At 62.9% G+C, this 25460-nt stretch carries 13 protein-coding genes and 3 pseudogenes; 10 read left to right on the top strand and 6 right to left on the bottom strand.

Annotation, left to right across the window (positions count from 1 at the left end):
* Window positions 1-419 precede the first annotated feature (419 nt).
* The 7 genes from ACA054_RS09290 (at window position 420) to ACA054_RS09260 (ending at window position 8542) form a co-directional block, all read left to right on the top strand.
* On the top strand, window positions 420-2453 hold the full coding sequence (locus tag ACA054_RS09290) for a capsule polysaccharide biogenesis protein (RefSeq protein ID WP_497689117.1): 2034 nt from the start codon (window positions 420-422) through the stop codon (window positions 2451-2453).
* Window positions 2390-3712, top strand: a complete 1323-nt coding sequence (locus ACA054_RS09285) for a capsule polysaccharide biogenesis protein (protein WP_497689116.1) — start codon at window positions 2390-2392, stop codon at window positions 3710-3712. Before ACA054_RS09290 ends, ACA054_RS09285 begins: the two co-directional genes overlap by 64 nt.
* Window positions 3709-4485, top strand: coding sequence for an SDR family NAD(P)-dependent oxidoreductase (locus tag ACA054_RS09280; RefSeq protein WP_497689115.1), 777 nt, complete (start codon window positions 3709-3711; stop codon window positions 4483-4485). The genes ACA054_RS09285 and ACA054_RS09280 overlap by 4 nt, the downstream gene beginning before the upstream one ends.
* 4 nt (window positions 4486-4489) lie before the next feature.
* Window positions 4490-5998, top strand: coding sequence for an LTA synthase family protein (locus ACA054_RS09275; RefSeq protein ID WP_497689114.1), 1509 nt, complete (start codon window positions 4490-4492; stop codon window positions 5996-5998).
* Window positions 5988-6584, top strand: a complete 597-nt coding sequence (locus tag ACA054_RS09270) for a GNAT family N-acetyltransferase (protein WP_497689113.1) — start codon at window positions 5988-5990, stop codon at window positions 6582-6584. The genes ACA054_RS09275 and ACA054_RS09270 overlap by 11 nt, the downstream gene beginning before the upstream one ends.
* A gap of 11 nt (window positions 6585-6595) precedes the next feature.
* Complete coding sequence (locus ACA054_RS09265; protein ID WP_497689112.1) at window positions 6596-8023, top strand: capsular polysaccharide export protein, LipB/KpsS family; 1428 nt, start codon at window positions 6596-6598, stop codon at window positions 8021-8023.
* A 336-nt stretch (window positions 8024-8359) separates the two neighbouring features.
* Window positions 8360-8542 (top strand): hypothetical protein, encoded by a 183-nt coding sequence (locus tag ACA054_RS09260; protein ID WP_497689111.1) that lies wholly within the window; start codon window positions 8360-8362, stop codon window positions 8540-8542.
* Here ACA054_RS09260 and ACA054_RS09255 read toward each other — a convergent pair.
* Together ACA054_RS09255 and ACA054_RS09250 are read right to left on the bottom strand one after the other, a co-directional pair.
* A pseudogene (locus ACA054_RS09255) lies at window positions 8484-8711 on the bottom strand (glycoside hydrolase family 19 protein); the annotation flags it as partial. The gene ACA054_RS09260 and the pseudogene ACA054_RS09255 sit on opposite strands and share 59 nt — an antisense overlap.
* Window positions 8712-8867: 156 nt before the next feature.
* Window positions 8868-8963, bottom strand: a pseudogene (locus ACA054_RS09250) (UTP--glucose-1-phosphate uridylyltransferase); the annotation flags it as partial.
* A gap of 253 nt (window positions 8964-9216) precedes the next feature.
* Between ACA054_RS09250 and ACA054_RS09245 the strand changes: the two are divergent.
* Window positions 9217-9297, top strand: a pseudogene (locus ACA054_RS09245) (outer membrane lipoprotein carrier protein LolA); the annotation flags it as partial.
* A 2056-nt stretch (window positions 9298-11353) separates the two neighbouring features.
* Here ACA054_RS09245 and ACA054_RS09240 read toward each other — a convergent pair.
* Both ACA054_RS09240 and ACA054_RS09235 read right to left on the bottom strand, forming a co-directional pair.
* Window positions 11354-12703 carry an aminotransferase class I/II-fold pyridoxal phosphate-dependent enzyme gene (locus ACA054_RS09240; RefSeq protein ID WP_497689110.1) on the bottom strand — a complete coding sequence of 450 codons (1350 nt, stop codon included), beginning with the start codon at window positions 12701-12703 and terminating at the stop codon, window positions 11354-11356.
* A gap of 2 nt (window positions 12704-12705) precedes the next feature.
* Window positions 12706-20274: an SDR family NAD(P)-dependent oxidoreductase gene (locus ACA054_RS09235; RefSeq protein WP_497689109.1), complete on the bottom strand. Its 7569-nt coding sequence runs from the start codon at window positions 20272-20274 to the stop codon at window positions 12706-12708.
* A gap of 386 nt (window positions 20275-20660) precedes the next feature.
* Here ACA054_RS09235 and ACA054_RS09230 point away from each other — a divergent pair, with 386 nt between their 5' ends.
* Entirely contained in the window at window positions 20661-22226 is a 1566-nt protein-coding gene (locus ACA054_RS09230; RefSeq protein WP_497689108.1) for a methyl-accepting chemotaxis protein, read from the top strand.
* Window positions 22227-22435: 209 nt separating this feature from the next.
* Here the strand turns inward: ACA054_RS09230 and ACA054_RS09225 are convergent, their stop codons facing one another.
* Together ACA054_RS09225 and ACA054_RS09220 are read right to left on the bottom strand one after the other, a co-directional pair.
* Window positions 22436-22969: an REP-associated tyrosine transposase gene (locus tag ACA054_RS09225; protein ID WP_497689107.1), complete on the bottom strand. Its 534-nt coding sequence runs from the start codon at window positions 22967-22969 to the stop codon at window positions 22436-22438.
* Between the two features lie 287 nt (window positions 22970-23256).
* Entirely contained in the window at window positions 23257-23934 is a 678-nt protein-coding gene (locus tag ACA054_RS09220; protein WP_497689106.1) for an alpha/beta family hydrolase, read from the bottom strand.
* Window positions 23935-24028: 94 nt separating this feature from the next.
* Here ACA054_RS09220 and ccoN point away from each other — a divergent pair, with 94 nt between their 5' ends.
* Window positions 24029-25453: a cytochrome-c oxidase, cbb3-type subunit I gene (gene ccoN / locus ACA054_RS09215; RefSeq protein WP_497689105.1), complete on the top strand. Its 1425-nt coding sequence runs from the start codon at window positions 24029-24031 to the stop codon at window positions 25451-25453.
* Window positions 25454-25460: the final 7 nt, after the last annotated feature.

The following is a 25460-nucleotide window of genomic DNA, read 5'->3' as shown; positions in this document are numbered from 1 at the left end:
ATACGTCTTCCTAACGACAACCTGAAAGGCTTGTCGGAAGGTTCTTCAAAAGTTGAGTGAATTCGGGCGAAATGGGTTGGCTGGGTGATCGCCTTCGCTGGCAAGCCAGCTCCTGCAGGGGTGATGGGGGCGTTGGCGGGGGGCAGTTGCAGTGAGGTGAATTGGTTTTCTTGCCGTTGTCAATCGGGCCGCAAGACTCACGGATGCCGCTCATCGGGCCGAGGTGGACGGGCCTGCAGGTGTTTTGGGAAATCTCTATTTATGTGAAAAAGTTGTCAGATTTTTCCTACATTTTGTGAATGACAACCATCCGTTTGTATTATCATTCGCGGCAAATTTCATTGAGCATCTCCTCCAGGCACACGCAATGATTCGTGCCTGACCGAGAGTGCGCCCGTCATGGATATCCGCTGTTTTTTATGGACAATGCTGCCCCGCCACTTCGCTCTTTACTGATTCTGTCTAAAGGTGCGCAACAGATCCCTACCCTTCCTGCCTTGCTGCCTGAGTATCGGCTGCTGTGTGGAGCAGTGGGCGACATTGCCAAGGCCGATGACGTATTGGCATGGGGACGCAAACCTAGCGCGCTGCGTGCGCAAGCGGCTGCAGGCGCTGCCGGGTTGCCGCTGATCACTGTCGAAGACGGCTTTTTGCGCTCGGTGGGCCTGGGTGCTGAAGACCCGCCGCTGTCGCTGATCGTCGATCCGCTGGGCATCTACTACGACGCCAGCGGCCCTTCTCGCCTCGAACAACTGATTTCCCTGCCGCTGACCCAAGCACAGGTCTTGCGTGCCCGTGCCTTGCAGGCGAGCTGGTGCGAAGAGCGTGTGTCGAAATACAACGGCGCACGGATCGAAGTCTATGCGTTGCCGCAGCCCTGCGTGCTGGTCGCCGATCAGACTTGCGGCGATGCCTCGCTGCAAGGTGCCACCGCCGCCGATTTCCAGCGCATGCTCGACGCAGCGCTGGCCGAGCATCCACAGAGCACAGTGGTGGTCAAGGTTCACCCGGACGTGGTGGCCGGGCGCAAGCAGGGGCACTTCGACCTGCCGGCGTTGCGCAAGCATCCACGAGTGCAGGTGATCAGCGATAACGTGCACCCCGCCGAGCTGCTATCGGCTGTTCAGGCGGTGTACGTGATGACCTCACAGCTGGGCTTCGATGCCCTGTTGTGGAACGTGCCGGTGCACACTTTTGGCATGCCGTTCTATGCCGGCTGGGGTTTGACCGTTGACGCGTGGCCCGCCCCTGAGCGTCGCCAGCAGGTCAGCCTTGAGCAACTGCTGCATGCCGCGCTGGTGGAATACCCGCGCTATGTCGACCCGGAGACGGGCGCCCCGTGCCAGGCCGAAACTGTGCTGGCGTGGCTGGGTCTGCAGCGGCGGATGCGCAGTCGGTTGCCTCAAAGCCTGCACATGGTCGGTTTCAGCAAGTGGAAACATCCGTTGGTGGAGGACTTCTTTAACGGTTCATTCACTCAGTTTGCTCCACCGCCCACAGATTCCAAGACCCGAGCGGACGTGGTCACCTGGGGCTGTCAGCATGACGTTGCGCTTGCACAACAAGACAATGCCAGCCACCTCGGCCGCGTCGAAGACGGCTTCCTACGCTCCGTCGGCCTAGGCGCAAAAAAAACCCGCCCTCTGTCCTGGGTGTTCGACGACCTGGGCATTTACTACGACGCCACCCGCCCTTCGCGTCTGGAACACATTTTGCAAAACGAGCCTTGTGCACCGGGCTTGTTGCAACGGGCAGCGGCCTTGCGTGAAGCGATCTGCGTGGCCGGCGTGACCAAGTACAACCTGCCCGGTACCCCGTGGAAACGCCCCGCCGGTGTCGAGCGGGTGATTCTGGTACCGGGCCAGGTGGAGTCCGACGCGTCGATTCGTTATGGCGCGCACCGGATCCGCCGCAACCTGGATTTGCTCAAGGCGGTGCGCGAGCGTCATCCGATGGCGTGGCTGTTGTACAAGCCGCACCCCGAAGTACTGGCCGGCACACGTGAGGCCGGCGAAGACGAAGAACGCACCAGCGACTGGTGCAACCAGGTGGTGGGCGATGTGCCTTTCCACACACTGTTGTCCGAGGTCGACGAGGTGCATGTGCTGACTTCGCAATCGGGCTTCGAAGCTTTGTTACGCGGCGTGCCGGTGACCACTTATGGCCAGCCGTTCTATGCCGGTTGGGGGTTGACCCAGGATCGCGACCTGAGCCCGGATGTTCAGGCGCGCCGCACCCGGCGCCTGAGCCTGGACGAGCTGGTGGCAGCGACCCTGATCCGCTACCCGACTTATGTCAGCCGCATCACCCGAAAATTTACCACTCCTGAACGCACGCTTATCGAGATCCAGAACTGGGATGAAGTACCAACGCAAGGAAGAACTCCAACATGGCGAGAGATGATTCAGCGTTTGCTCCTTACGGTTTTGAAACCACGCCTCAGGAAATCCTAGTTCCCCGGCAGCGCTCTCTGCGCCCGGTGCCGGTGAAGCCGCGCAACTCGTTCCTGTTATTGCAGGGCGTCAGTTCGCCGTTTTTCGCGCGCCTGGCCCAAGCCCTGCGGGCCGAGGGACAGCGGGTTAAGTCCGTCAGCTTCAACATGGGCGATACCCTATACAGCAGCGGTGCGCTGGAGTTTTATTCGGCGCGCCCCGAGCGGTTGTTGGATTTCTACAGCCACTGCTTCAAGGCGGAGCACATCACCGACGTAGTGCTGTTCGGCGACTGCCGTCCGGTGCATCAACCGGCGGTGGAGCTGGCCAAGTCGCTGGGCATTCGTGTGCACGTGTTCGAGGAAGGTTACTTCCGGCCGTATTGGATCACCCTTGAGCGCAACGGCGTGAACAATCACTCGCTGCTGCCCCGTGATCCGGAGTGGTATCGGGAAGTGGGCAAGTACATTCCGCGTTATCACAACGGCAACGAGTTTCGCCTGTCCTTTGCCTCCCGGGCCCTGCATGACGTGATGTATCACGTCGGCGGCGCGCTGAACAAAGTGGTGTTCCCCCATTACAAGACGCACGCGCCGTTCAACGCGGCGGTGGAGTATGCGGGCTACATTCGCCAGGGCATTCGCCTGCTGAGTGCCAAGGGCCGCGATTCCGAGGTGATCAGTGAGGTGGCGCGCAATCGTCACCGCACCTTCCTGTTGCCCCTGCAGCTGGATAGCGATGCGCAGATCCGCGACCACTCGCCGTTCCGGCACATGAAGGATGTGCTCAAGCACGTGATGGGCTCGTTCGCCCGCCATGCCGGCAGCGATGCGCGGCTGGTGGTGAAGAACCATCCGCTGACGCCCGGTATCGTCAATTACCAGCGCATCACCCGACGCATCGCCCACAAGCTGGGCATAGAAGACCGCGTGGACTTCCTCGAGAGCGGGCACATGCCGACGTTGCTGTCGCATGTCGCCGGCGTGGTCACGGTCAACAGCACCGTGGGCGGCTCGTCGCTGATGCACAACGTGCCGACCATCGCCCTCAGCGACCCGATCTACAACCTCAAGGGGCTGACCCACCAAGGCGGCCTCGACGAGTTCTGGGACCACCCGGAACCACCCGACCCCACGCTCTTTCAACGCTTTCGCAGCACGGTCATTCACACCACGCAGGTCAACGGCGGCTTCTATACCCGCTGTGGCATCGACATGGCGGTGAACAACTCCCTGGAAGTGTTGATGGCGAAAACCTCGAAGATCGAACAGTACCTATGACGCTGCACAAGTCTCCACGCTGCATTCTCATCACCGGTGCCACAGGCGGCATCGGTGGTGCCCTGGCGCCTGCCTATGCGGCACCGGGGGTGACCCTGATACTGCAAGGCCGGCGCCTGGATCGCCTGGAAGAAATGGCCGCGCAATGCCGCGCCCTCGGTGCCCGGGTGTTGCTGCAGCCGCTCGACGTCCAGGATCTTACGGCCTTGCGGCGTTGGATCGGCGAGATCAGCGAGAGCGAGGCACCGGACCTGATCATTGTCGGCGCCGGGGTCAACACGTCCACCGGTGATAATGGCGAGGGCGAAGTCTGGGAGCTGTCGCAGGCGCTGATCGAAATCAATGTGCTGGCGGCCCTGGCCACGGTGCAAGCCGCGTTGCCGGCGATGCGCGCGCGCAAGTTCGGGCAGATCGCCCTGTTCAGTTCGCTGGCCGGCTGGCGCGGGCTGCCCGCCACCCCGAGCTACAGCGCCAGCAAGGCGGCGATCAAGGCCTACGGCGAAGCCATGCGCGACCTGGTGGCGGTGGACGGGGTGAAGATCAACGTGATCATGCCCGGCTACGTCGAATCGAAAATGTGCTTTGAAATGCCCGGCCCCAAACCCTTGCTCTGGGTCCCGGAAAAAGCCGCGAGAAGGATTCAGAAGGGCCTGGCGGCGAATCAGGCGCGGATCAGTTTTCCGTTCCCGCTGAACCTTGGATGCTGGGCCCTGGGGGTTATTCCGCCACGGCTGTCGTCGATCATTTTGCGGTGGCTGGATTACGGTGCCTGATTTCTTGAGTAGTGCGTTTGGCTTGGTGGTTGTGCTCGGTTTTCTCCTGTCGTGCGCTTTCGAAAGACTGTTGGTGCCCTGCCCCGGCTGGCGTCGCCCGCTGCGCGCCTGGCTGTTGCACGCCGGTGCCTGGGCGTTCGCCGTCGGCTTGCTGTACCTGATCACCGGCCGCGTCTGGTTCAGCGCGGTGAACGTGCTGGCCCTGTGGCTGTTGATCGTGCTGGTGAGCAATGCCAAATACCATTCGCTGCGCGAGCCCTTCGTCTGCGCCGACTTCGAATACTTCAGCGATGCGGTGCGCTATCCGCGGCTGTACCTGCCGTTCTTCGGCATCGGCAAGGCGATTGGCCTGGCGTTGCTGTTTGTCGTCTACCTGGGCTGTGGCCTGTATTTCGAACCGGTCGGTGCCAACGCCCACGCCGTGGCGACGGGCACCTTGCTCGGTGGCTTGGTGCTGCTCTGGCTTGGCGGCTTTAAGTCCCTGCAACCGACCTTCGACGCTGGCCTGGACCTGGGTCGCTGGGGGTTGGCGGCCAGTTTGTGGACGTATTTTTTTGCGGCCCGGCGCCCTGTGGCACTGGCGTCATTGAACTCGCCGTTCCTTGGCGAGGAGGCTCGTCCCATGGCCGATGCCACCCTGGCGGACCTGGTGTCGGTACAGAGCGAATCGTTTTTCGATGCGCGCCGACTGTGGCCCGGCATTCGTGCGCAGGTCCTCGACCAGTTCGACACTTTGCGCGGTGAAGCGCTGACCCAAGGTCGTTTGCAGGTGGCGGCTTGGGGTGCCAATACGGTGCGTACCGAATTTGCCTTCCTGACCGGCATCAAGGTCGACCAGCTCGGCGTCCATCGCTTCAATCCCTATCGCCACCTGGCGCGCCAGGGCGTTGCCAGTATCGCCCTGGAACTCAAGCGTCGAGGTTATCGCACGGTGTGCGTGCATCCTTATGTGGGCAGTTTCTACGGTCGCGACAAGGTGTTGCCGGCGCTGGGTTTCGACGAGTTCATCGACGTGCGCAGCTTCAACGAGCAGCAGAAGGCCGGTCCGTTTATCGGTGACTGCGCCGTGGCCGACAAGATCAGCGAATTGCTTGATGCCCCGGGTCGCACGCAGCCGTTGTACATCCATGCCATCACCATGGAGAACCACGGGCCGCTGCATCTGGAAAGCGTCGAGGCGGCCGATCTCGCGCAATGGTTCGACCGCCCCCTGCCTGAAGACCTGCGCGATCTCGCCCCCTACGTGCGCCACCTGGGCAACGCCGACCGCATGCTCGGCCAACTGCGCGAGCACATGCTGGCGCGCGGCACGCCGACCGGGCTGTGTTTCTTCGGTGACCATGTGCCAATCCTGCCCGACGTGTATGGCGCCCTGGGTGAGCCGGATGGCGATACCGAGTACTTCATCTGGTCCAATACCGCGCGTAGCGCCAGCGCCGCCGCGGACATGGGTGTCGAGCACTTGGCCAAGGCGTTTATCGATCATCTGGCGTCGGTACGCGATGCAGCGTGAACCCGTGCAGATCGTCCTCGCCTCCAGCCTTAAGGAGCGCGAGCCGGCGATTGCACGCTGGATCACCTCGGGGCGCGGCTCGCTGGCGTTCATCCTCGGCGACGAAGAGTGCCGTCACCGCCTGTTGGTGGACGGGATCAATTGGGACCGGGTGTTGCTTGCCTATCGCAGTGATGGCGTCATCGGTTACGCAGCGTTCAAACACCATCGACGCGGGCCGTTTTCACCTGGCCTGCAGCCCTTCGTGCGTGAGTTCGGCTGGCTGGGTGGCACGCTGCGCTACGGGCTGTTCATGATCAGCGAGTGCCGCGAGTGGTACTATGGGTTTTACCTGTACGGCTTGCGTGTGCGTAAAACCGCCCGCCGCCAGGGCGTCGCCAGCGCCTTGCTGCAGGCGGTGTGCGAGCAGGCTTTAGGCTGCGGCCATGAAAAAATCGAACTGGAAGTACAGGCGAAAAACCTCGCCGCACGGGCGTTCTATGCCCACCACGGCTTTGTGTCGATACGCACCATGAGCTGGCTCAGCCGCCTGATGCCGATTCCCACCGTCATCAACCTGCGCCGCACGTTGTCGCCCCGTCCATGAGTGCCCACGAAATGAATCGACCCGTCGCCCTTGAGTCACTGGTGGAAGGCCCCGGCTGGGTGGGCATCATGTCGCAATGGGTGATGTGGAAAGTCTTTCACCTGGGCGAATTTCTCGACCCTGAAGGGACGCCGCAGTGGCTGTGGCGACGCGGTCAACAGCGGCCTGCGGGGTTGAAGGCGATTTCCGGGATTGGCTACAAAAGCTCGTCGGACCATGCCCGGGTGTTGTGTAAGCGCTGGGGTATTCCCTATGTGGCGCTGGAAGACGGCTTTTTGCGGTCGTCGTCGCTGGGGGTGGAAGGCGATACGCCGATGTCGATGGTGGTCGATCCGATCGGCATTCACTACCTGGCCGATCGGCCGTCGTTGCTGGAAAACATCCTGCAGGTGCCGCACACCCTGAGCGATGCAGAACTTTCTACCGCGCAGGAATTGATTGCCTTGATGCGCAGCAGTGGCATCGGCAAGTACAACAATGCCCCGGACTTGAGCGATGACGATCCGCTGGGGCGTGAGCGGCCGTTGGTGCTGGTGGTGGACCAAACCTACGGCGACTTTTCGATTCCCGGTGGCGGGCTGTGTGAAGCGGACTTTATCCGCATGCTCGACGCGGCGCTGGCGGAAAATCCCGAGGCGGATGTGCGGGTGCGGATTCATCCGGACTGCGTCAACGGCCACAAGAAAAGCTGCCTGCTCGATGCCGCACTCGAACGCGGTCTGACGCTGGAGAGTCGTCATGTGTCCTGGGCGTCCTTGGCGCGCCGGGCTCGACGGGTGTATGTCGGCACCAGCCAGGCCGGGCTTGAAGCCTTGATCCAGGGCATCCCGGTGACCTGTTTCGGCCTGCCGTTCTATGCCGGCTGGGGCTTGACCGATGACCGCCTGGCCATCCCCCGGCGCCAGGCGCGTCCGACTCTGGAGCAGCTGGTGGCAGCGGCGTATATCCGCTATTGCCGTTATGTCGACCCGTTGACCGATCAGCGCTGCGACGTCATGACCGTGGCCCGGCAACTGGCTCGGCAAAAGCAGCAGGACAGCCAGTTTGCCGGCAGCGTGACGGTGATTGGCGTGCCGCGTCGCGAGCGGTCGGCGATGCGTGGGTTACTTAATAGCCGTTGGGGTCGGTTGACGTTCGCCCACGACAACGCCGAACTGATCCCGGCGGTGGCTCGCGAAACGGGTAAGTTGTTGGTGTGGCATGCGTGCGAATCGGGCGACCTGCAAGCCCGTGCCGAGGCGCATGGCGTGCCACTGTGGCGTATCCGCGCGGATGCGCTGCAGTTGCCGTGCGGCGGTGAACAACCTCTGGCGCAGATCCGCGGTTTGCCTTGCAGTTTGCAGCAAGCCCAGGATCACAACGCCCGCCCCAAGGCCGGCTTGCTCGAGAGTTGCGCACGTTATCGACAGATTCGGCGGTACCTCAAGGGTATGTTCTGAAGGCTTGCCGGCGAAGGCGGTTTTGAATATTGCATTCGATCTCGCGGGCGACCGACTCCATGTAGGAGCCAGGCTTGCCGGCGAAGGCGGTCTTGAATCTTCTACCAGGCTTGCGGTCCCCTTCGCTGGCAAGCCAGCTTCTACATCTAAGGGAAAAAAACTGTCATGTAGGGATTTACCCTACAGACAGCCGGTTCTCCAAGTGGCTTAAATTCGCCTACCAGCAAGGACGCATCTCAACCATACACTCGCACCACTAAAGGCAGCCGAGTACGATGCGTTATCTAATCTTCATCCTCATAGCCATGATCGTTGTCACCCTTGTGGCATCGCTGTATGGATGGTACTGCCATCTGCGAGATGACGAAGACGACCTATATTATTCGCCCGAAAATCCTATCGATTCAAATCACGCACGTACACCTTGCATACAGCCAGCAGCAAAGCTTCGACAGCAAGATCACGCCAGCACCGCCGAAACCTTCGCCCACAGCTTCAACCGATCTGACCGCCCATTGAGCCCGCCATTGATGCACCGAGTGATTGCCTCGAACCGGCCAGCGTCCGCCAACTCATTCAGGCCATTGCTCGATCAGAGCCAGGAGGCCGACCGCGCGGCGTATGCCGGCAGCTCCAGCAATTCAGGTTTTGTCAGCAGGCTCAGTGCCGAGCCGCATGCCTGATAGTTGGCCCCGGCCAGACCGCTTTAATGCGCACCCTTGTTGCTGACCACGCGTTGATACGCACGCCTGAGGTTGACGGGTGCTCGCACCCGCGTCATCAGCGTGTCCGGCTCCGCTTTCGTCCACGCCACAGACGCCGTCGATACCTGTGCGCTGCGCCATCAGTAAGCATTCCCCGTCTTGTAGAAGTTCTCGAAGCAGAAGTTGGTCGCGTCGATGTAGCCTTCGGCGCCACCGCAGTCGAAACGCTTGCCCTTGAGCATGGATGGCCGATCGCGGAGGGCTCCTGTAGGAGCGAGCCTGCTCGCGATGGTCGTCAACGATGACGCTGGGCACCTGACACCCAACGGTGCTCTCAGGTTCATCGCGAGCAGGCTCGCTCAGTAGATTGAGTACATCCGTGAGCGACTGGTCGGCTACAAGGCCGCTGTCTCTGCGGGTTCTGCGCAGTGGGCAACCCGGCATGGATCGCCAATCGCGGCGGGCCCTGTAGGAGCGAGCCTGCTCGCGATGGTCGTCAACGATGACGCTGGGCACCTGACACCCAACGGTGCTCTCAGGTTCATCGCGAGCAGGCTCGCTCCTACAGTAGATCGGGTACATCCGTGAGTGACTGGTCGGCTGCAAGGCCGCCATCGCTGCGGGTTCTGCGCACAGGGCAACCCGGCATGGATGGGCGATCGCGGCGGGCCTTGTAGGAGCGAGCATGCTCGCGATGGTCGTCAACGATGACGCTGGGCACCTGACAGCCCGCGGTGCTCTCAGGTTCATCGCGAGCAGGCTCGCTCCTACAGTAGATCGGGTACAGCCGCGAGCGACTGGTCGGCTATAAGGCCGCCATCGCCAGCAAGCCGGCTCCTACAATAGATCGGGTACAGCCGCGAGCGACTGGTCGGCTATAAGGCCGCCATCGCCAGCAAGCCGGCTCCTACAATAGATCGAGTACATCCGCGAGCAACTGGTCGGCTATAAGGCCGCCATCGCCAGCAAGCCGGCTCCTACAGGGGGAAATGCGTACGGCTCCCGATCAGGCCGGCCTGTCGGCCGCCTCGCTTTGGCTTTTGATTTGGCTTTGATTTGGCTTTTGATTTTCTTGCCACATCGAGAGGCCGAGTGGAGGTTTTGCGCAGTGGGTAAACCGGCATGGATGCCGGTTTAGCCGCGCTGGGCCAAGGATGGCCCAGCGCGGCGGGCCCACGGAGCAGGACCGGAACGAGGGCATGCCGAGCCACAGCGAGGCACCGAACGTCAGGGGCAAGAGCCCTTGGTTACTTGGGGCTCTTCCAAGTGACTCGCTGTAAAAGCGAAACCATAGGTGGCCGTTACCGCAGCAATGGATATGTACTCAGTCAACAAAATTCAGGTCGGCTGTCAGGCCGCCTTCGCGAGCAAGTCGAATCGTCGCACCGCCACTCCCACAGTAAATCGGTACAGCCGCGAGCGACTGGTCGGCTATAAGGCCGCCATCGCTGCGGGTTCTGCGCAGTGGGCAACCCAGCATGGATGGCCAATCGCGGCGGACCCTGTAGGAGCGAGCCTGCTCGCGATGGTCGTCAACGATGACGCTGGGCACCAGACACCCCACGGTGCTCTCAGGTTCATCGCGAGCAGGCTCGCTCCTACAGTAGATTGAGTGCATCCGTGAGCGACTGGTCGGCTATAAGGCCGCCATCGCTGGCAAGCCAGCTCCCACAATAGATCGAGTGCATCCGCGAGCGACTGGTTGGCTGTAAGGCCGCCATCGCCAGCAAGCCGGCTCCCACAATAAGTCGAGTACATCCGCGAGCGACTGGTTGGCTATAAGGCCGCCATCGCCAGCAAGCCGGCTCCTACAGGGGGGTAACGCGTACGGCTCCCGATCAGGCCGGCCCGTAGGCCGCCTCGCTTTGGCTTTTGATTTGGCTTTTGATTTTCTTGCCCCGTCGAGAGGCCGAGTGGAGGTTCTGCGCAGTGGGTAACCCGGCATGGATGCCGGGTTAGCCGCGCTGGGCCAAGGATGGCCCATCGCGGCGGGCCCACGGAGCAGGACCGGAGCGAGGGCATGCCGAGCCAGAGCGAGGCACCGAACGTCAGGGGCAAGAGCCCTTGGTTACTTGGGGCTCTTCCAAGTGACTCGCTGTAAAAGCGAAACCGTAGGTGGCCGTTACCGCAGGAATGGATATGTACTCCGACAACAAACAATAAGTCGACTGTCAGGCCGCCATCGCGAGCAGGCTCGCTCCTATAGTTTGATTGGAGTACATCTGCAGGAGACAGGTCGGCTGTCAGGCCGCCTTCGCGAGCAGGCTCGCTCCCACAGTTTGATCGGAGTACATCTGCGGGAGACAGGTCGGCTGTCAGGCCGCCTTCGCGAGCAGGCTCGCTCCCACAGTTTGATCGGAGTACATCTGCGGGAGACAGGTCGGCTGTCAGGCCGCCTTCGCGAGCAGGCTCGCTCCCACAGTTTGATCGGAGTACATCTGCGGGAGACAGGTCGGCTGTCAGGCCGCCTTCGCGAGCAGGCTCGCTCCCACAGTTTGATCGGAGTACATCTGCGGGAGACAGGTCGGCTGTCAGGCCGCCTTCGCGAGCAGGCTCGCTCCCACAGTTTGATCGAGTACATCCGGCCGCCATCGCCGACAAGCCAGCGCCTACAGAGGCATCAGCGTTACAGCTTCTGCAGTTCCTGCGCAACAATGGCCACGGTCTCGGCAATTTGTTCGGGAGTGTGCAGGCACGAGACGAAGAAGCGCACGCGCGCAGCTTTTTCCGGTACGGCCGGGTGCAGGATCGGTTGGGCATTGATCCCGCGTTTAGCCAGGGCCCCAGACAATTGCGTGGCCTTGAGCGAACTGCCGGTGATCACCGGAATCACCGCCAGCCCGGTACTGGTGCCAGTGTCCAGCCCCGCCTCGCGGGCCAGGGCGAGGAACTGTCGGCCCCGCGCCTGCAAGGTCGCCACGCGCTCGGCGTCATGGGCCATGCAGCGCACCGCAGCGAGTGCCGCCGCCGCCACCGAGGCTGGCATGCCAACGCTGTAGAGAAACCCCGGCGCCATGAACTTCAGATGCTCAACCAGTGCCGATTCGCCGGCAATGTAGCCACCGCAGCTGGCCAGGGTCTTGCTCAGGGTGCCCATCCAGATGTCGACGTCGTTACCCGCCAGACCGAAGTGTTCACGAATGCCCTTGCCGTTGGCCCCCATGACCCCCAGCGAGTGGGCCTCGTCGACCATCAGGAACACCTTGTGCTTGTTCTTCAGCTCGACGAAACGCGGCAGGTCCGGGTAGTCGCCGTCCATGCTGTAGATGCCTTCGAGCACCACCAGCACCCGCTCGAAATGCTGGCGCTGATCGCCCAGCAGACGATCGAGGGCTTCGAAGTCGTTGTGGGCAAAACTCAAGCGCCGCGCGCCGGACAACTGGATGCCTTGCAGCACGCTGTTGTGGATAAGTTCGTCGTGGATCACCAGGTCCCGCGGGCCGAACAGGTAGCCGATGGTGGTGACGTTGGTGGCATGCCCACTGACAAAGGTCACGGCGTCATCCACTTCGTACAGCCGGGCCAGTTCAGCCTCCAGCTCGCGATGGATCGGCCGGTCGCCGGACACCAGGCGACTGGCCGACACCGACGTGCCGTAGTGATCGATGGCCGCCTTGGCCGCCTCGGCAACTACCGGATGACCGGAGTAACCCAGGTAGTTGTAGCTGGCGAAGTTGACGAAGCGCTGGCCCTGGATCGTCGTTTCGGCGCCCGCCAGGCTTTCATGCAGCTTGAAGAACGGATTGGCCAGGCCAAAGCGCGCCGCGCCGTCATGCATGATCCGCAGTTGCTGGTAACCGGGATGCTGATCGAAGCGGTAGAACTGCTCCGGCACCGACCGGGCATTGCGGCTCACGTCCGCCAGCGAGGCCGGCGGCGCGCCGTCGCCGGTCTGCCGCTGGCGCCGCTCCAGGGCTTGCTGGATCAGCTTGTCTTTCATCGAAGCGCCAAGCCCTGGTGAACTTTTAGTGGTCATAGTCAATTGATCGAACGGGATAGTTGGGAATCAGCGTCGCGCGCGCCCTGGCCGACCTGGGCCAGTTCAGCCTCGGACAGTTCGACGCCATGGCGTGCCAGGGTCAGCGCCTGCAAGTTGTCTTCGGCAACGGGCGCGGCCTCGGCATCCTGGCTGCCGCGCAGCAGTTCAAGAATGCGCACGGTCAGTTTGGCGATGCTGGAGGTTTCGCTCAACTCCATAACCGGCAAGCGAATGCCGAAGCGCTCCTCGACCGCCACCACCAGCTCCACACTCATCAACGAGTCGAGCCCCAGTTCCTGCAGCGGTCGGCTGCTGTCGAGCTTGCTGGTCGGCATGCGCAGGATCTCACTGATTTCCTGCTTGAGCATCTCGGCAAACAGTTCGGTGAGTTCCTGATCGTTCATCTCTGCCAACAGGCGCTGGATGTCATCGACGTTGCTCTCTTCCTCCTGATCGCCACTGTGCAGGCGCGCCAGTTCAGTGAACTTCGGCGAGCCGGCGGCCGGCAGGAAACGCGACAGGGCTTTCCAGTCGAGTTCCAGCACACCCAGCCCGGAGCGCTGTTGCAGCAGCAGGCGTTCCAGGGTGTCGAGTGCCGCTTGCGACTGCAAGGCCGCGCCGCCCATGCGACTTTGCAGGGCGTCCTTGACGTCCTGATTGCGCGCGAGGAAACCGGCATCGTCAATCGCCCCCCACAGCACGGCCGTGGCCGGCAACCCTTGCAGCAGGCGATGACGGGCCAGGGCTTCGAGCCAATGGTTGGCCGCCACGTAGTTGGCCTGGCCCGGGTTGCCGAACAGGGTGGTCGCCGAAGAGAACAGCACGAAGAAGTCCAGCGCCAGGTGCGCGGTCAGTTCGTGCAGGTATTGCGCGCCCTTGGCCTTGGGTTCGAGCACCCGTTGCAATTGCGCCTGGGTCAGGTTGCGGATCAGCCCGTCTTCGAACACGGTGGCCGCATGCACCACGCCACGCAGCGGCGCCTGGGAAGCTTCGATGCTGGCCAGCGCGCTACGCAACTGGGCGCTGTCGGTGATGTCGCAGGCCAGCGCCTGGACCTCGATGCCCTGCTCGCGCCAGGCCGCCAGCGCCGGTTGTGCTTCTTCGGTGGCCGCGCCGCGACGGCCCAGCAATGCCAGGTGACGAGCGCCCTTGTCCACCAGCCATTGCGCGGTACGCAGGCCGAACCCACTGAGCCCGCCGGTCACCAGGTAGGTGCCATCGGCCGCCAGCTGCAAGGCTGGTGGCTGTGCCAGCGGCGCGTGGAACACCTGCTGGATCGGCGAGCGATAGGTGACGATGATCTTGCCGATCTGCCGCGCCTGCTGCATGTAGCGGAACGACTCAACGACATCGTTGGCGTCGAACTCACGGTACGGCAGCGGGCTGAGGATGCCGTCGCGGAACAGCTGCATCATGTCGCCGAACAGGCGGCGGGTCAGGTCCGGGCGCTCGCTCATCAGCTGGTCGGCGTCGATGCCGAAGTAGCTGATGTTGTTGCGGAACGGTCGCAGGCCGATCTTGGTGTTCTGGTAGAAGTCACGCTTGCCCAGTTCGAGGAAGCGCCCGAATGGCTTGAGCACTTGCAGGTTGCGGTTGATCGCCTCGCCCGCCAGGGAATTGAGCACCACGTCGACGCCACGGCCGGCGGTGATCGCCAGGATTTCGTCGGTAAACGCCAGCGAGCGCGAATCGAACACATGTTCGACCCCGAGCAAGCGCAGGAAGTCGCGCTTTTCGTCACTGCCGGCGGTAACGTAGATCTCGGCCCCACACCATTTGGCGATCTGGATCGCGGCAATCCCGACACCGCCCGCGGCGCCGTGGATGAGGATTTTTTCGCCCGGCTCCAGGCGCGCCAGGTGGTGCAGCGCGTAGTACACGGTAAAGAAGGCGCTCGGGATGGTCGCCGCCGCCTCGAAGGACATGCCCTCGGGGATCCGCGCCACCGCATTGGCATTTGTGATCAAGCGATTGGCGAAGCTCGACGGGCCAAAGCCGACAACCCGGTCACCCGGCTGGAAGTCACCTTCCACCTGCGCACCCTTGCCACGCACGATACCGGCGAATTCGAAGCCAATGGTCGGGCCGGAGAAGCCGTTCTCGATGGCTTCGTCCGACAACAGGCCGAGGGCATACATGACGTCGCGGAAGTTGAGGCCAGTGGCCTGGACCTCGATGTCCAGCTCGTCGTCCGCCGGCACCAACGGCTCGTGGGCTTCCCAGCGCAGGTTGCGCAACTGGCCCGGCAGTTCGGAGCCAAGGCTGACCTGGGTTGCGGCCTGTTGCTCGGCCTGTTGCCCGGTGCCGACATCCAACTGATCAGGGCGCACCCGCAAGCGGGCCACGTAACGATCGCCCTCGGCACTGATAGCAAGTTCGGTTTCGTCATCGGCATCGAGCAAGGCCGGCAGCAATGCGTCGACCCCGGCCCCCTCGGCCAGGTCCAGCAGGCGCACGCGGCAACCCACGGCTTCGTTGGCCAGGGTGCGACCAAAGCCCCACAACGCCGCATCGGCGAGGGATGCCAGGTCACCTGCGACCTGTGCCGCGGCCGGCAGCAACTGCACCGCCGCACCACGGGTCAGCAGCCAGCAATCGGGGCTGATGCCCGCCTGCTCGCACGCCTGGGTCAGTGCCGCGGCCAGCATGCAGCGCCGCGCCTGGTCATCCAGGCCCTGAATGCCGAACAGGCCGCTGAGCAACAGCAGGTGCTGCGGCGCCGACGTGGCGCGCAGTTGCTCGGCCAGGTCCTGGGCCGACGCCGGCGCCAGCCAGTCAACGCTTTGCCCCTGCTCGCGCAGGGCGGCGGCCAATTGTTGGGCGAAGGCTTGTTCCGCGCCCTGCTCATCGGCCACCAGCAACCAGCGCTGGGCAGGCAATGGCTGCGGCTCGAATGCCGCCGCCGCTTCGGCCTCGCCCACCAGCACGTAGCTGCCGCTGGACATGGCCGGGCTCAATTCCAGCGCCTCGCCAACGCTCAGGCCGTGACGGCGCAATTCTTGTTGCCAGAAGCCCGGGCGCTGCTGCACCGACAGGCTGTCCTGGCCTTGTCCGGCCAGCCACCACGAAGGTTGCGCGCCGAACACGAAATCCGCCCAACGGGCCGGGTGCTGCGCCAACAGCATCAGCTGGCCACCGGCCGACAACCGCCCTGCGCCGTGGCGCAGGCCTTCGCTGATGGCTTGCAACGGCGCCAGGTCGCTGGCGACCAGCACCAGGTCGAAACCCTGAGCGGGCACGGCCGGCAGTTGAGCGGCGTCGCTCAGGCTGAGCAGGCGCAGATCCGGGAAGTCGGCCTGCAGCAAGCTGGCCGGGTCCAGGTCGTCGGCGCTGTACTGGTAGTCGACACGGTTGAAGTCCAGATGTGCACAGAGTTGCGCGGCGAAGGGTGAGCCACCGAAGCCGAGCTCGAGGATCCGCAGGCGCTGGCCTGCCGGCAACACGGCCAGGCGCTGTTCGATATGGTCTTTAATCGCGTTTAGCAAGGCGTGATAGCCGCTGGCACCCAGCACCTGGCGGGCCAGTTGCGCCGGCGAGGTTTCACGGGGCAGCAGCGTTTCGATCTGCACCGCACCGCTGAGCAGGTCCAGCAGGTGGATGCCGATACGGCCCACCGAGTGAATGATCTGGAAGTGCTCGGGATAACTGCGGAACAGTTCCTGCCAAATGTCCTGGGCACTTGGCCGCTCGCCCTGATCGGCCAGCTGCCAGGCATCGCCGCTGGCAATCAGGCTGCCGTCGTCCAGCGCCTGCTGCAGCAGATGATCCAGATAGCCCGAGAAGCCTTGCGCCTCGGCCTGCCAGGTCGCCCGTTGCGCCGCGCTGAGCTGGCCGCCGAGGGACTCGATGGCCTCCAGCACGAAGCTGGAGCACAGGCTGTCCAGCAGTGGATCGACTTCCTGGCTGTAACGCACCAGGGTCGGCTCATCGATCACCGACGCCAGGCTTTGCGCCAGGGCGCTGCGCAATGGCGAGGCCGGTTGCGGCAGCGCACGGGCGGCCAGCGGATAAGGTTTGGCAATACCGGCGAAATCCGCCAGCTTCAGATCGCCGCTGCGATCTTTGTGCAACTTGACGGCACGGAAACGCGCGTCCTTGATGCACACCACGGCGCGCCCCTGAGCGTCGTACAGGGTGAAGTCAGCCAGCAGCGAGTGCTCCGAACGACGCACCAGGCGCACCTTGGCCAGGCACGGCGGCAGGCTGCCCGCGGCGAAGTTGATGCGCCCCAGTTTCACCGGGATGAACGCCAGGCCGTTGCGCGCCTTCGGATCGCTGCCGAGCAACTGGGTAATCAGCTGGAACGCACTGTCCAGCAACGCCGGATGCAGGTGCAGGGTCGGCAGTTCCGACTCAATCACGCTTGGCGGGCTGAGCTGCGCCAACACCTGGTCACCGTCGATCCAGCCGGCTTCAATGGCCTGGTAGGCCGGGCCGTAATTCAGGCCGACCGCCGTGGTCAGTTGCAAATGTTCGGCACGGGTGAAATCCGCGGCGCGGGTTGGCAGCACTGGCGCCGGTTCGTTGAGCAGCACCCCACGGGCCTCACCCGGCAGGCGGGCGACCACGTGGCGAGCCCAGGGTTCTTCCTGGGTGGTGCTGCGCGAAACGATCGACACGGTGCCATCGCTGCTATCGATCTGCACGCGCACGCGCTTGCTCGACTCGGCGTGCAGCACCAGCGGGCTGTGGATTTCCAGCTCTTCGATGTCGACGAACTCACCCGGCTGGTAGCACTGCGCGGCCGCCAGCACCAGCTCAGTGAAACCGGCGCCGGGGAACAGCACGGCGTCGCCGACCTTGTGGTCTTCCAGGGACGGGAACAGTTGCGTGTCCAGGCGGTTGTCCCAGGTCAGCTCGTGGCCGGGTACCGCATGGCCCAGCAACGGATGCACCCGATCGTGGTACAGCGTGCGCGCCGACTCCGGCGTGTCGCCGTGCCAGTGCCGCTCGCGCTGCCAGGCGTAGTTGGGCAAGCGCACGAAGCGGCCGGTACTCGGAAACAGGCACGCCAGGTCGGTATCGACGCCACTGATCAGCACCTTGGCCACCGCTCGGGTGACCATTGGCGCGGCATCGTCGTGGCGCTTGAGCGTGGCGATCACCACTCCCTGTTGCTCGCGCACCGCCAGGGCATCGGCGACATAGCTGCGCAGGATCGGGTGCGGGCCGACTTCGACGAAGACGTTGTAGCCCTGCTCGCACAGGGTCTCGCTGGCGGACTGGAACAGCACCGGGAAACGGATGTTCTGCCACCAGTACTCGGCGTCCAGGCGTTCGCCATCGAGCAAGCCACCGGTGACCGTGGAATACATCGGGATGCGACTGGCGCGCGGCGCGATGTCGCGCAGCGCCTCGACCACCTGTTCGGCGATGACGTTCATGGCCGGCGAATGGAAGGCGTAGTCCAGGCCAAGGCGGCGGACGAACACCTGGCGCTCGGTCAGCGCCTGCTCCAGACGCTCAAGACCGGCCACGGAACCGGCCACGGTGGCACCCTTGAAGCTGTTTTCGCCGGCCACGACCACGTCGTCCAGGCCCAGCTCCAGCAGCAGGTTCGCGGTATCACTGCCCGACAGGCCCACGGCGGACATCTGCCCGGAGCCGGCAGTCAGCCCCTGCAGGCGACTGCGGTGGTAGATCACGCGGGTCGCGTCGACCAGGCTCAGGGCGCCACACGCCCAGGCGGCCGCCACTTCGCCAACGCTATGGCCCATCACCACCTGCGGCACCACGCCCTGGCTGGCCAGCATGCGGGTCACGCCCACTTGCAGCGCGAACAGCGCCGGCTGGGCCAACTCGGTCAGGTGATATCGCTCCTGGCCGTATTCGCCCGCCAGTTCTTTGATCAGCGAATAGCCGGCCAGTGGCTGGAACAGGCTGTCGATTTCAGTCACCGCGGCATGGAACACGGCATCGGCGAGCAGCGCCTTGCCCATGCCCTGCCACTGCGAGCCATTGCCGGAGTACACAAACACCGGGCCCCTGGCCTGATCCAGCGCGCGTCCGCTTTCGACCACCGAGCTCAGGGCCGAGACAGCCGGGTCAAGGGCGAAATCCAGCAGCGCCTGGGCGCTTTGCTGTTGATCGGCCTCGAACACCACCACGCGCTGCGGATGCAGGTCGCGACGCATCATCGCCTGGTACGCCACGTCATACAGACCGGATGCAGGGTGATCGCTCAAGTGCTGCGCGATGCTTTCGGCCATTGCCGCCAACCCGGCGCTGTCCTTGGCCGTGACCATCAACGGCACCGGGCCTGCCTGGACAACGGTTGGTGCCGCGTCCGGCGTGTGGCTTTGCAGGATGACGTGGGCGTTGGCGCCGCCGAAACCGAACGAGTTGACCCCCACCACCAGCGTGCCGCTCGGCTTGAGGGCGTGGTTGCGAGTGGCGACGTTGAGGTTGAGGTCGGCGAACGGAATACGCGGATTGAGGTTCTTGATGCCGATGGTGGCCGGCACCTGGCGCTCGGTGACGCAGTACAGCGCCTTCATCAACCCGGCCACGCCGGACGCGGCCTCCAGGTGACCGATGTTGCTCTTGACCGAGCCGATCAACAACGGCTTGTCCGCCCCGCGTATTTGGCCCAGTGCCAGGCCGATGGCCCGGCTTTCGATCGGATCGCCCACCGGTGTACCCGTGCCGTGGGCTTCCAGGTAATCGATGTCGGCCGGCGAGATCCCGGCGCTGGCGTAGGCCTGGGTCATCAACGCCGCCTGCGCATCGGCGCTGGGCACTGTCAGCCCGGACTTGCGCCCATCGGTATTGACCGCACTGCCGGCAACGACGGCGAGGATCTGGTTGCCATCGGCCACCGCCTTGTCGTAATCCTTGAGGTAAAACAGCCCTGCCCCTTCGGAGCGCACATAACCGTCGCCGGCTTCGTCGAAGACGTTGCAGCGCCCTTTGCGCGACAGCATCGAAGCCTTGGAGAAGATCAGGAAGCCGAACGGGTGCAGGTGCAGGCTGATACCGCCGGCCAGTGCCTGGTCGATATCGCCGCTTTGAATGGCCTGGCAGGCCTGGTGAAACGCCACCAACGAGGAGGAACACGCGGTATCGACCGCCATGCTCGGGCCGTGCAGGTCATAGAAGTACGACAGGCGATTGGCCGCGATGCTGAAGGTGTTGCCGGTGGCCGTCGAGGCATCCACCAGCGACAGGTCATGGGACAGGCGATAGGCATAGTCGGTACTGGCAATGCCCAGGAAGACACCGCAATTGCTGCCGCGCACGCTCGACGGTTTTACCCCGGCGTTCTCGAACACTTCCCATCCCAGTTCCAGCAACAGGCGCTGCTGGGGGTCCATGATCGCCGCTTCGCGGGGAGAAATGCTGAAGAAGCCGGCATCGAAGGTGGAGATGTCACCCAGCGTGCCGGCCGCCAGGGTGTAGGCGGTGCCAGGGTTGGCCTTGTCGGGATGGAAAAACGCATCGCGGGACCAGCGGGACGGGTCGACCTGCGTGATGAAGTCGTGCCCTTCCAGCAGGTTCTGCCAAAAAGTTGCGGAAGTGGAGCCGGGAAAACGGAACGAAGCCCCAATAATTGCAACTTTTTTACGCATGACTTTTATCCACCATTTTATATTCCCAACGGTACCGCCATCGCTTCGTGCGATGAGTGCATTGAACGCCCTCGTGGGTTCAACATAACGTTGAGAAACTTGCTAAATTCAGTTGGGTAGTGACTCTGTATTTATTATTAGGAGTACGTTTCTACCCGGCATCGACACCAGTGCCCCTTCAAGGGTGAGCCACCAAAGCGCCAGCGTCGGGGGCGCAAAATCATACGCTGAGCGCCCCCCGAGGGAAACCCTTACAAACCGTTACATTGCGGCCCGTCGTCGCATTTCCCGCCTTGATCCACGCTTGGCACCCGGCACAAAAAATAAATTCAATAAAGCCGCTGCACGGCCGACACCCTGTCAAAGCCTTGCGGATTAAATAAGCCATGCGTAATAACCAGCCCATTACACAACGCGAACGGACCTTCCCGGCTCAGCAACGGTTGATTTCCACCACAGATGCCAAGGGCATGATCACCTACTGCAACGACGCTTTCGTCGAGATCAGCGGGTTTTCGCGTGAGGAACTGATCCGGGCACCGCATAACCTGGTGCGTCACCCCGACGTACCCGCCGCGGTCTTCGCGCACATGTGGGGCACACTCAAACAAGGCTTGCCATGGATGGGCATTGTCAAGAATCGCTGCAAGAGCGGTGACCACTACTGGGTTAACGCCTATGTGACACCGATCTTCGAAGGCAATCAGGTCATCGGTTACGAGTCGGTGCGGGTCAAGCCCACCGCCGAACAGATTCGCCGCGCCGAAGCGCTCTACCAACGCATCAACCAGGGCAAGCCAGCCATCCCTGCCACCGATAAATGGTTGCCGGTCCTGCAGGACTGGCTGCCGTTCATTCTGGTCAGCCAGTTGAGCTTCATGATCGGTGCGACGCTGAACTCCCAGTGGGGCTTTGCCCTGGCGGCCGCGCTTTCGGTGCCGCTCGGCCTGATGGGCCTGAGCTGGCAGCAACGCGGCATCAAGCGCTTGCTGCGCCTGGCCGAGCAGACCACGTCCGACCCGCTAATCGCGCAGATGTACACCGACAGCCGCGGTGCCCAGGCACGTCTGGAAATGTCGATCCTCAGCCAGGAAGCCCGCCTGAAAACCTGCCTGACCCGTCTGCAGGACACCGCCGAGCACCTGACCGACCAGGCGAAACAGTCCGACGCCCTGGCGCACAACAGCTCCAGCGGCCTGGAACGCCAGCGCGTGGAAACCGAACAGGTGGCCACCGCCGTCAACCAGATGGCCGCCACCACCCAGGAAGTCGCCAGCCACGTGCAGCGCACAGCGGACGCGACTCAAGAAGCCAACCGCCTGACCGGGCGCGGTCGTGACATCGCCGGGGAAACCCGCGAAGCCATTCAGCGCCTGTCGGTGGTGGTGGGTGAGACTGGCCAGACCGTGACTCAACTGGCCAAGGACAGCAACGAAATCGGCGGCGTGGTCGACGTGATCAAAGGCATCGCCGACCAGACCAACCTGCTGGCACTGAACGCGGCCATCGAAGCGGCGCGTGCCGGCGAGATGGGTCGTGGTTTTGCGGTAGTGGCCGACGAAGTTCGCCAACTGGCCCAACGCACCAGCGAATCCACCGGGCAGATCCACGCCCTGATCGCCAAGCTCCAGCAAACCGCGGGCACCGCAGTGCAGACCATGGAAGCCGGGCATCGCCAGGCTGAGGAAGGCGTGGCGCGGGTGCTGGAAGCGGATCAGGCCCTGGTGGGGATCAGTGAAGCGGTGGCCAACATCACCGACATGACCACCCAGATCGCCGCCGCGACCGAAGAGCAAAGCGCCGTGGCCGAAGAAATCAGCCGCAACATCAGCAACATCTCGGCACTGGCGGACCAGACCTCGGAACAGGCGCAGAACTCAGCGTTGCTGAGCGAAGAGCTGACCAAGACGGCGAATACCCAGTATTCGTTGGTGGAGCGGTTTAATCGCTGACCTGGATCGCCCCTTCTCCTGATCGTTCCCATCCCGTGACGCTCTGCGTCACCTCCAACAGCGGAACGCGGAGCGTCCCTGGCGGCATTCCCACGCAGAGCGTGGGAACGATCGGGGTGAGAGGCTGTTGATCGTTCCCATGCTCCGCGTGGGAATGCAGCCCGGGACGCTCTGCGTCCCAGTCGCGCCGCAGTTTGCAGTGGTGCACGTCAATACCAGCGCTGAATCTCGATCAGCCCTTCCATCCCCGCATAGTTCCTCGCACTGGAGTAACGCCAGTGTTCCGGCAAATCCACATACCCCCGCTTCACCGGGTTGTGATGGATGTACTCCAGCTTCTGGCGCATCACCGACTCACTGAAAACCATTTCCGCATGCGAGCCTTCCTGCCACAGCTGATAAACCCGATCCTGCTTGTGCGCCCGTTTGCTGAAGCGCAGCCGCTGTAACGCTCTATCCGCACCTTTGCTCTGCAGGTCATTGATGATCTGTCTTGCGGTGAAGGATTTGAACTGGTTCAGGCACTTGCTCAAGTCAGGTGCTTGGGCAACGAAGTGCAGATGGTTTTCGAGGATCACGTAACCGAACAGCTGCAGACTGTGGTGGGTTTGCTGGTAACGCCAGCAGTCCAGCAGGTGGTCGACGATGTACGGGCGGATGAACAGCGGGAGCCATTCCATGAGGGTGCAGGTGAGGAAGTGGGGTTTGTCAGGCTCAGTGATGGAGTAACGACTTCGGCCCATGGGATTCGTCCTTGAATCTTGCAGTGCGATGGAAATGGAACGCGGAGCGTCCCTGGATGCATTCCCACGCAGAGCATGGGAACGATCAGGGTGAGGCGGGCGACGCGGACGCGCTAGAGGATGAGTCAGCGGTGGCGGTGGGAAATGTCTACGCGAGGGTTAAGGTCACCACTGATGATCGTTCCCACGCGCAGCAAAGGAATGCCTCAACGGACGCTCCGCGTTCGGCTCTTGATTTGGGACGCGGAGCGTCCCGGGCTGCATTCCGACGCAGAGCGTGGGAACGATCATCGAAGGAAGGCAGCCACTTTTTCCGCCACAGCCGCCAGATGCTGATCATGGGTAAACCCCGAAGCCTTCAACGGCTTCAAATCATGATCCCCCGCCACCAGCCAAAACACCTCGATACTCGGTGAAAGCGTGTAGCCCTCGACCGCCTCGCGATTGCCCAACGCATCCCGCTCACCCTGCACGATCAACGTACGTGTCTTCAGCGCCGCCAGATGCTCCACCCGAGGTTTTTCCGGCTTGCCCACGGCATAAAACGGATAGCCCAGGCACACCAACGCATCGGCACCCAATTCATCGGCGAGCATACTGGCCACCCGCCCGCCCATGGACTTGCCGCCAATGGCCAGGGGCCCAGTGACATGGCGTCGCACCTCGGCATATACCTCGCGCCAGCATTCCAACAGTTTTGGCATCGGATTGGGCGGGCGTTTGCCGCCATCGACACGCCGTTGCGCCATGTACGCAAACTCGAAGCGCAACACGTTGATGCCTTGTGCCTTGAGGCGTTCGGTCATGTCGTTCATCCAGTTGCTGTCCATCGGCGCACCCGAGCCGTGGGCCAGGATCAGGGTCGCCGAGGCCTTGCCCGAAGCCGCATCCCACAACCATCCATGTTCGCGTACGCACTGCGCCCATTGATCCCCGTCAATACCGGCCTTGTGCTGTTTGTCCATGCTTGCCTCGCTTTTAGTCTGCCTATAACTCCAGGCGAAGGGGACGTTGCCAAGCGCTGCGCGCCCACTTCGGCTGAACCGTGGATGGGGAACCATGAACACTTCTATCAGTACCGCCTACAACTATAAGGTGGTCCGCCAATTCGCCATTATGACGGTGGTGTGGGGCATCGTCGGCATGGGGCTCGGGGTTTTTCTCGCGGCCCAGTTGGTCTGGCCCGAACTCAACTTCAATTTGCCCTGGACCAGCTTCGGCCGCCTGCGCCCGCTGCATACCAATGCGGTGATCTTCGCTTTCGGCGGTTGCGCCCTGTTCGCCAGTTCGTTCTATTCGGTGCAACGCACCTGCCAGACGCAATTATTTGCGCCGAAAATCGCCGCGTTCTGTTTCTGGGGCTGGCAGCTGGTGATTCTGCTGGCGGCCATCAGCCTGCCGCTGGGCTACACCAGCTCGAAGGAATACGCCGAGCTGGAATGGCCGATCGACATTCTGATCACCATCGTCTGGGTCGCCTACGCCGTGGTGTTCTTCGGCACGATCATGCAGCGCAAGACCAAGCACATCTACGTCGGCAACTGGTTCTTCGGTGCGTTCATCATCACCGTGGCGATTCTGCATATCGTCAACAACCTTGAGCTGCCGGTGAGTTTTACCAAGTCCTACTCGGTGTACGCCGGCGCCACCGACGCCATGGTGCAGTGGTGGTATGGGCACAACGCCGTGGGCTTTTTCCTCACCGCCGGCTTTCTCGGGATGATGTATTACTTCGTGCCGAAACAGGCCGAGCGTCCGGTGTATTCCTATCGCCTGTCGATCGTGCACTTCTGGGCGCTGATCACCCTGTACATCTGGGCAGGTCCCCACCACTTGCACTACACCGCCTTGCCGGACTGGGCGCAGTCGCTGGGCATGGTGATGTCGCTGATCCTCCTGGCGCCAAGCTGGGGCGGGATGATCAACGGCATGATGACCCTGTCCGGCGCCTGGCATAAGTTGCGCAGCGATCCAATCCTGCGCTTCCTCGTGGTATCGCTGGCGTTCTACGGCATGTCGACCTTCGAAGGGCCGATGATGGCGATCAAGACGGTCAACGCCCTCTCCCACTACACCGACTGGACCATCGGCCACGTGCACGCCGGCGCGCTCGGCTGGGTGGCGATGATCTCCATCGGCGCGCTGTACCACATGATCCCGAAAATCTTCGGTCGCGCGCAGATGCACAGCATCGGCCTGATCAACGCGCACTTCTGGCTCGCCACCATCGGCACCGTGCTGTACATCGCGTCCATGTGGGTCAACGGCATCGCCCAGGGCCTGATGTGGCGCGCGGTAAACGAAGACGGCACGCTGACTTACTCCTTCGTCGAAACCCTGGTGGCCAGCCATCCGGGCTTCGTCGTGCGGCTGGTGGGCGGGGCGATCTTCCTCAGCGGCATGTTCCTGATGGCTTACAACACCTGGCGCACCGTGCGGGCCTCGCAGCCTGCCAATGTCATCGCTGCCGCGCAGATAGCCTGAGGAGTCC

Source organism: Pseudomonas sp. LBUM1653 (assembly GCF_059716115.1).
Note: the sequence above shows the minus strand (reverse complement) of the source record. Positions and strands in the feature narration are given on the sequence as shown.

Coding starts and splice junctions, on each gene's coding strand:
- ACA054_RS09290 (WP_497689117.1), top strand. CDS start 420: ATGGACAATGCTGCCCCGCCACTTCGCTCTTTACTGATTCTGTCTAAA.
- ACA054_RS09285 (WP_497689116.1), top strand. CDS start 2,390: ATGGCGAGAGATGATTCAGCGTTTGCTCCTTACGGTTTTGAAACCACG.
- ACA054_RS09280 (WP_497689115.1), top strand. CDS start 3,709: ATGACGCTGCACAAGTCTCCACGCTGCATTCTCATCACCGGTGCCACA.
- ACA054_RS09270 (WP_497689113.1), top strand. CDS start 5,988: ATGCAGCGTGAACCCGTGCAGATCGTCCTCGCCTCCAGCCTTAAGGAG.
- ACA054_RS09265 (WP_497689112.1), top strand. CDS start 6,596: ATGAATCGACCCGTCGCCCTTGAGTCACTGGTGGAAGGCCCCGGCTGG.
- ACA054_RS09260 (WP_497689111.1), top strand. CDS start 8,360: ATGGATGGTACTGCCATCTGCGAGATGACGAAGACGACCTATATTATT.
- ACA054_RS09240 (WP_497689110.1), bottom strand. CDS start 12,703: ATGACCACTAAAAGTTCACCAGGGCTTGGCGCTTCGATGAAAGACAAG.
- ACA054_RS09235 (WP_497689109.1), bottom strand. CDS start 20,274: ATGCGTAAAAAAGTTGCAATTATTGGGGCTTCGTTCCGTTTTCCCGGC.
- ACA054_RS09230 (WP_497689108.1), top strand. CDS start 20,661: ATGCGTAATAACCAGCCCATTACACAACGCGAACGGACCTTCCCGGCT.
- ACA054_RS09225 (WP_497689107.1), bottom strand. CDS start 22,969: ATGGGCCGAAGTCGTTACTCCATCACTGAGCCTGACAAACCCCACTTC.
- ACA054_RS09220 (WP_497689106.1), bottom strand. CDS start 23,934: ATGGACAAACAGCACAAGGCCGGTATTGACGGGGATCAATGGGCGCAG.
- ccoN (WP_497689105.1), top strand. CDS start 24,029: ATGAACACTTCTATCAGTACCGCCTACAACTATAAGGTGGTCCGCCAA.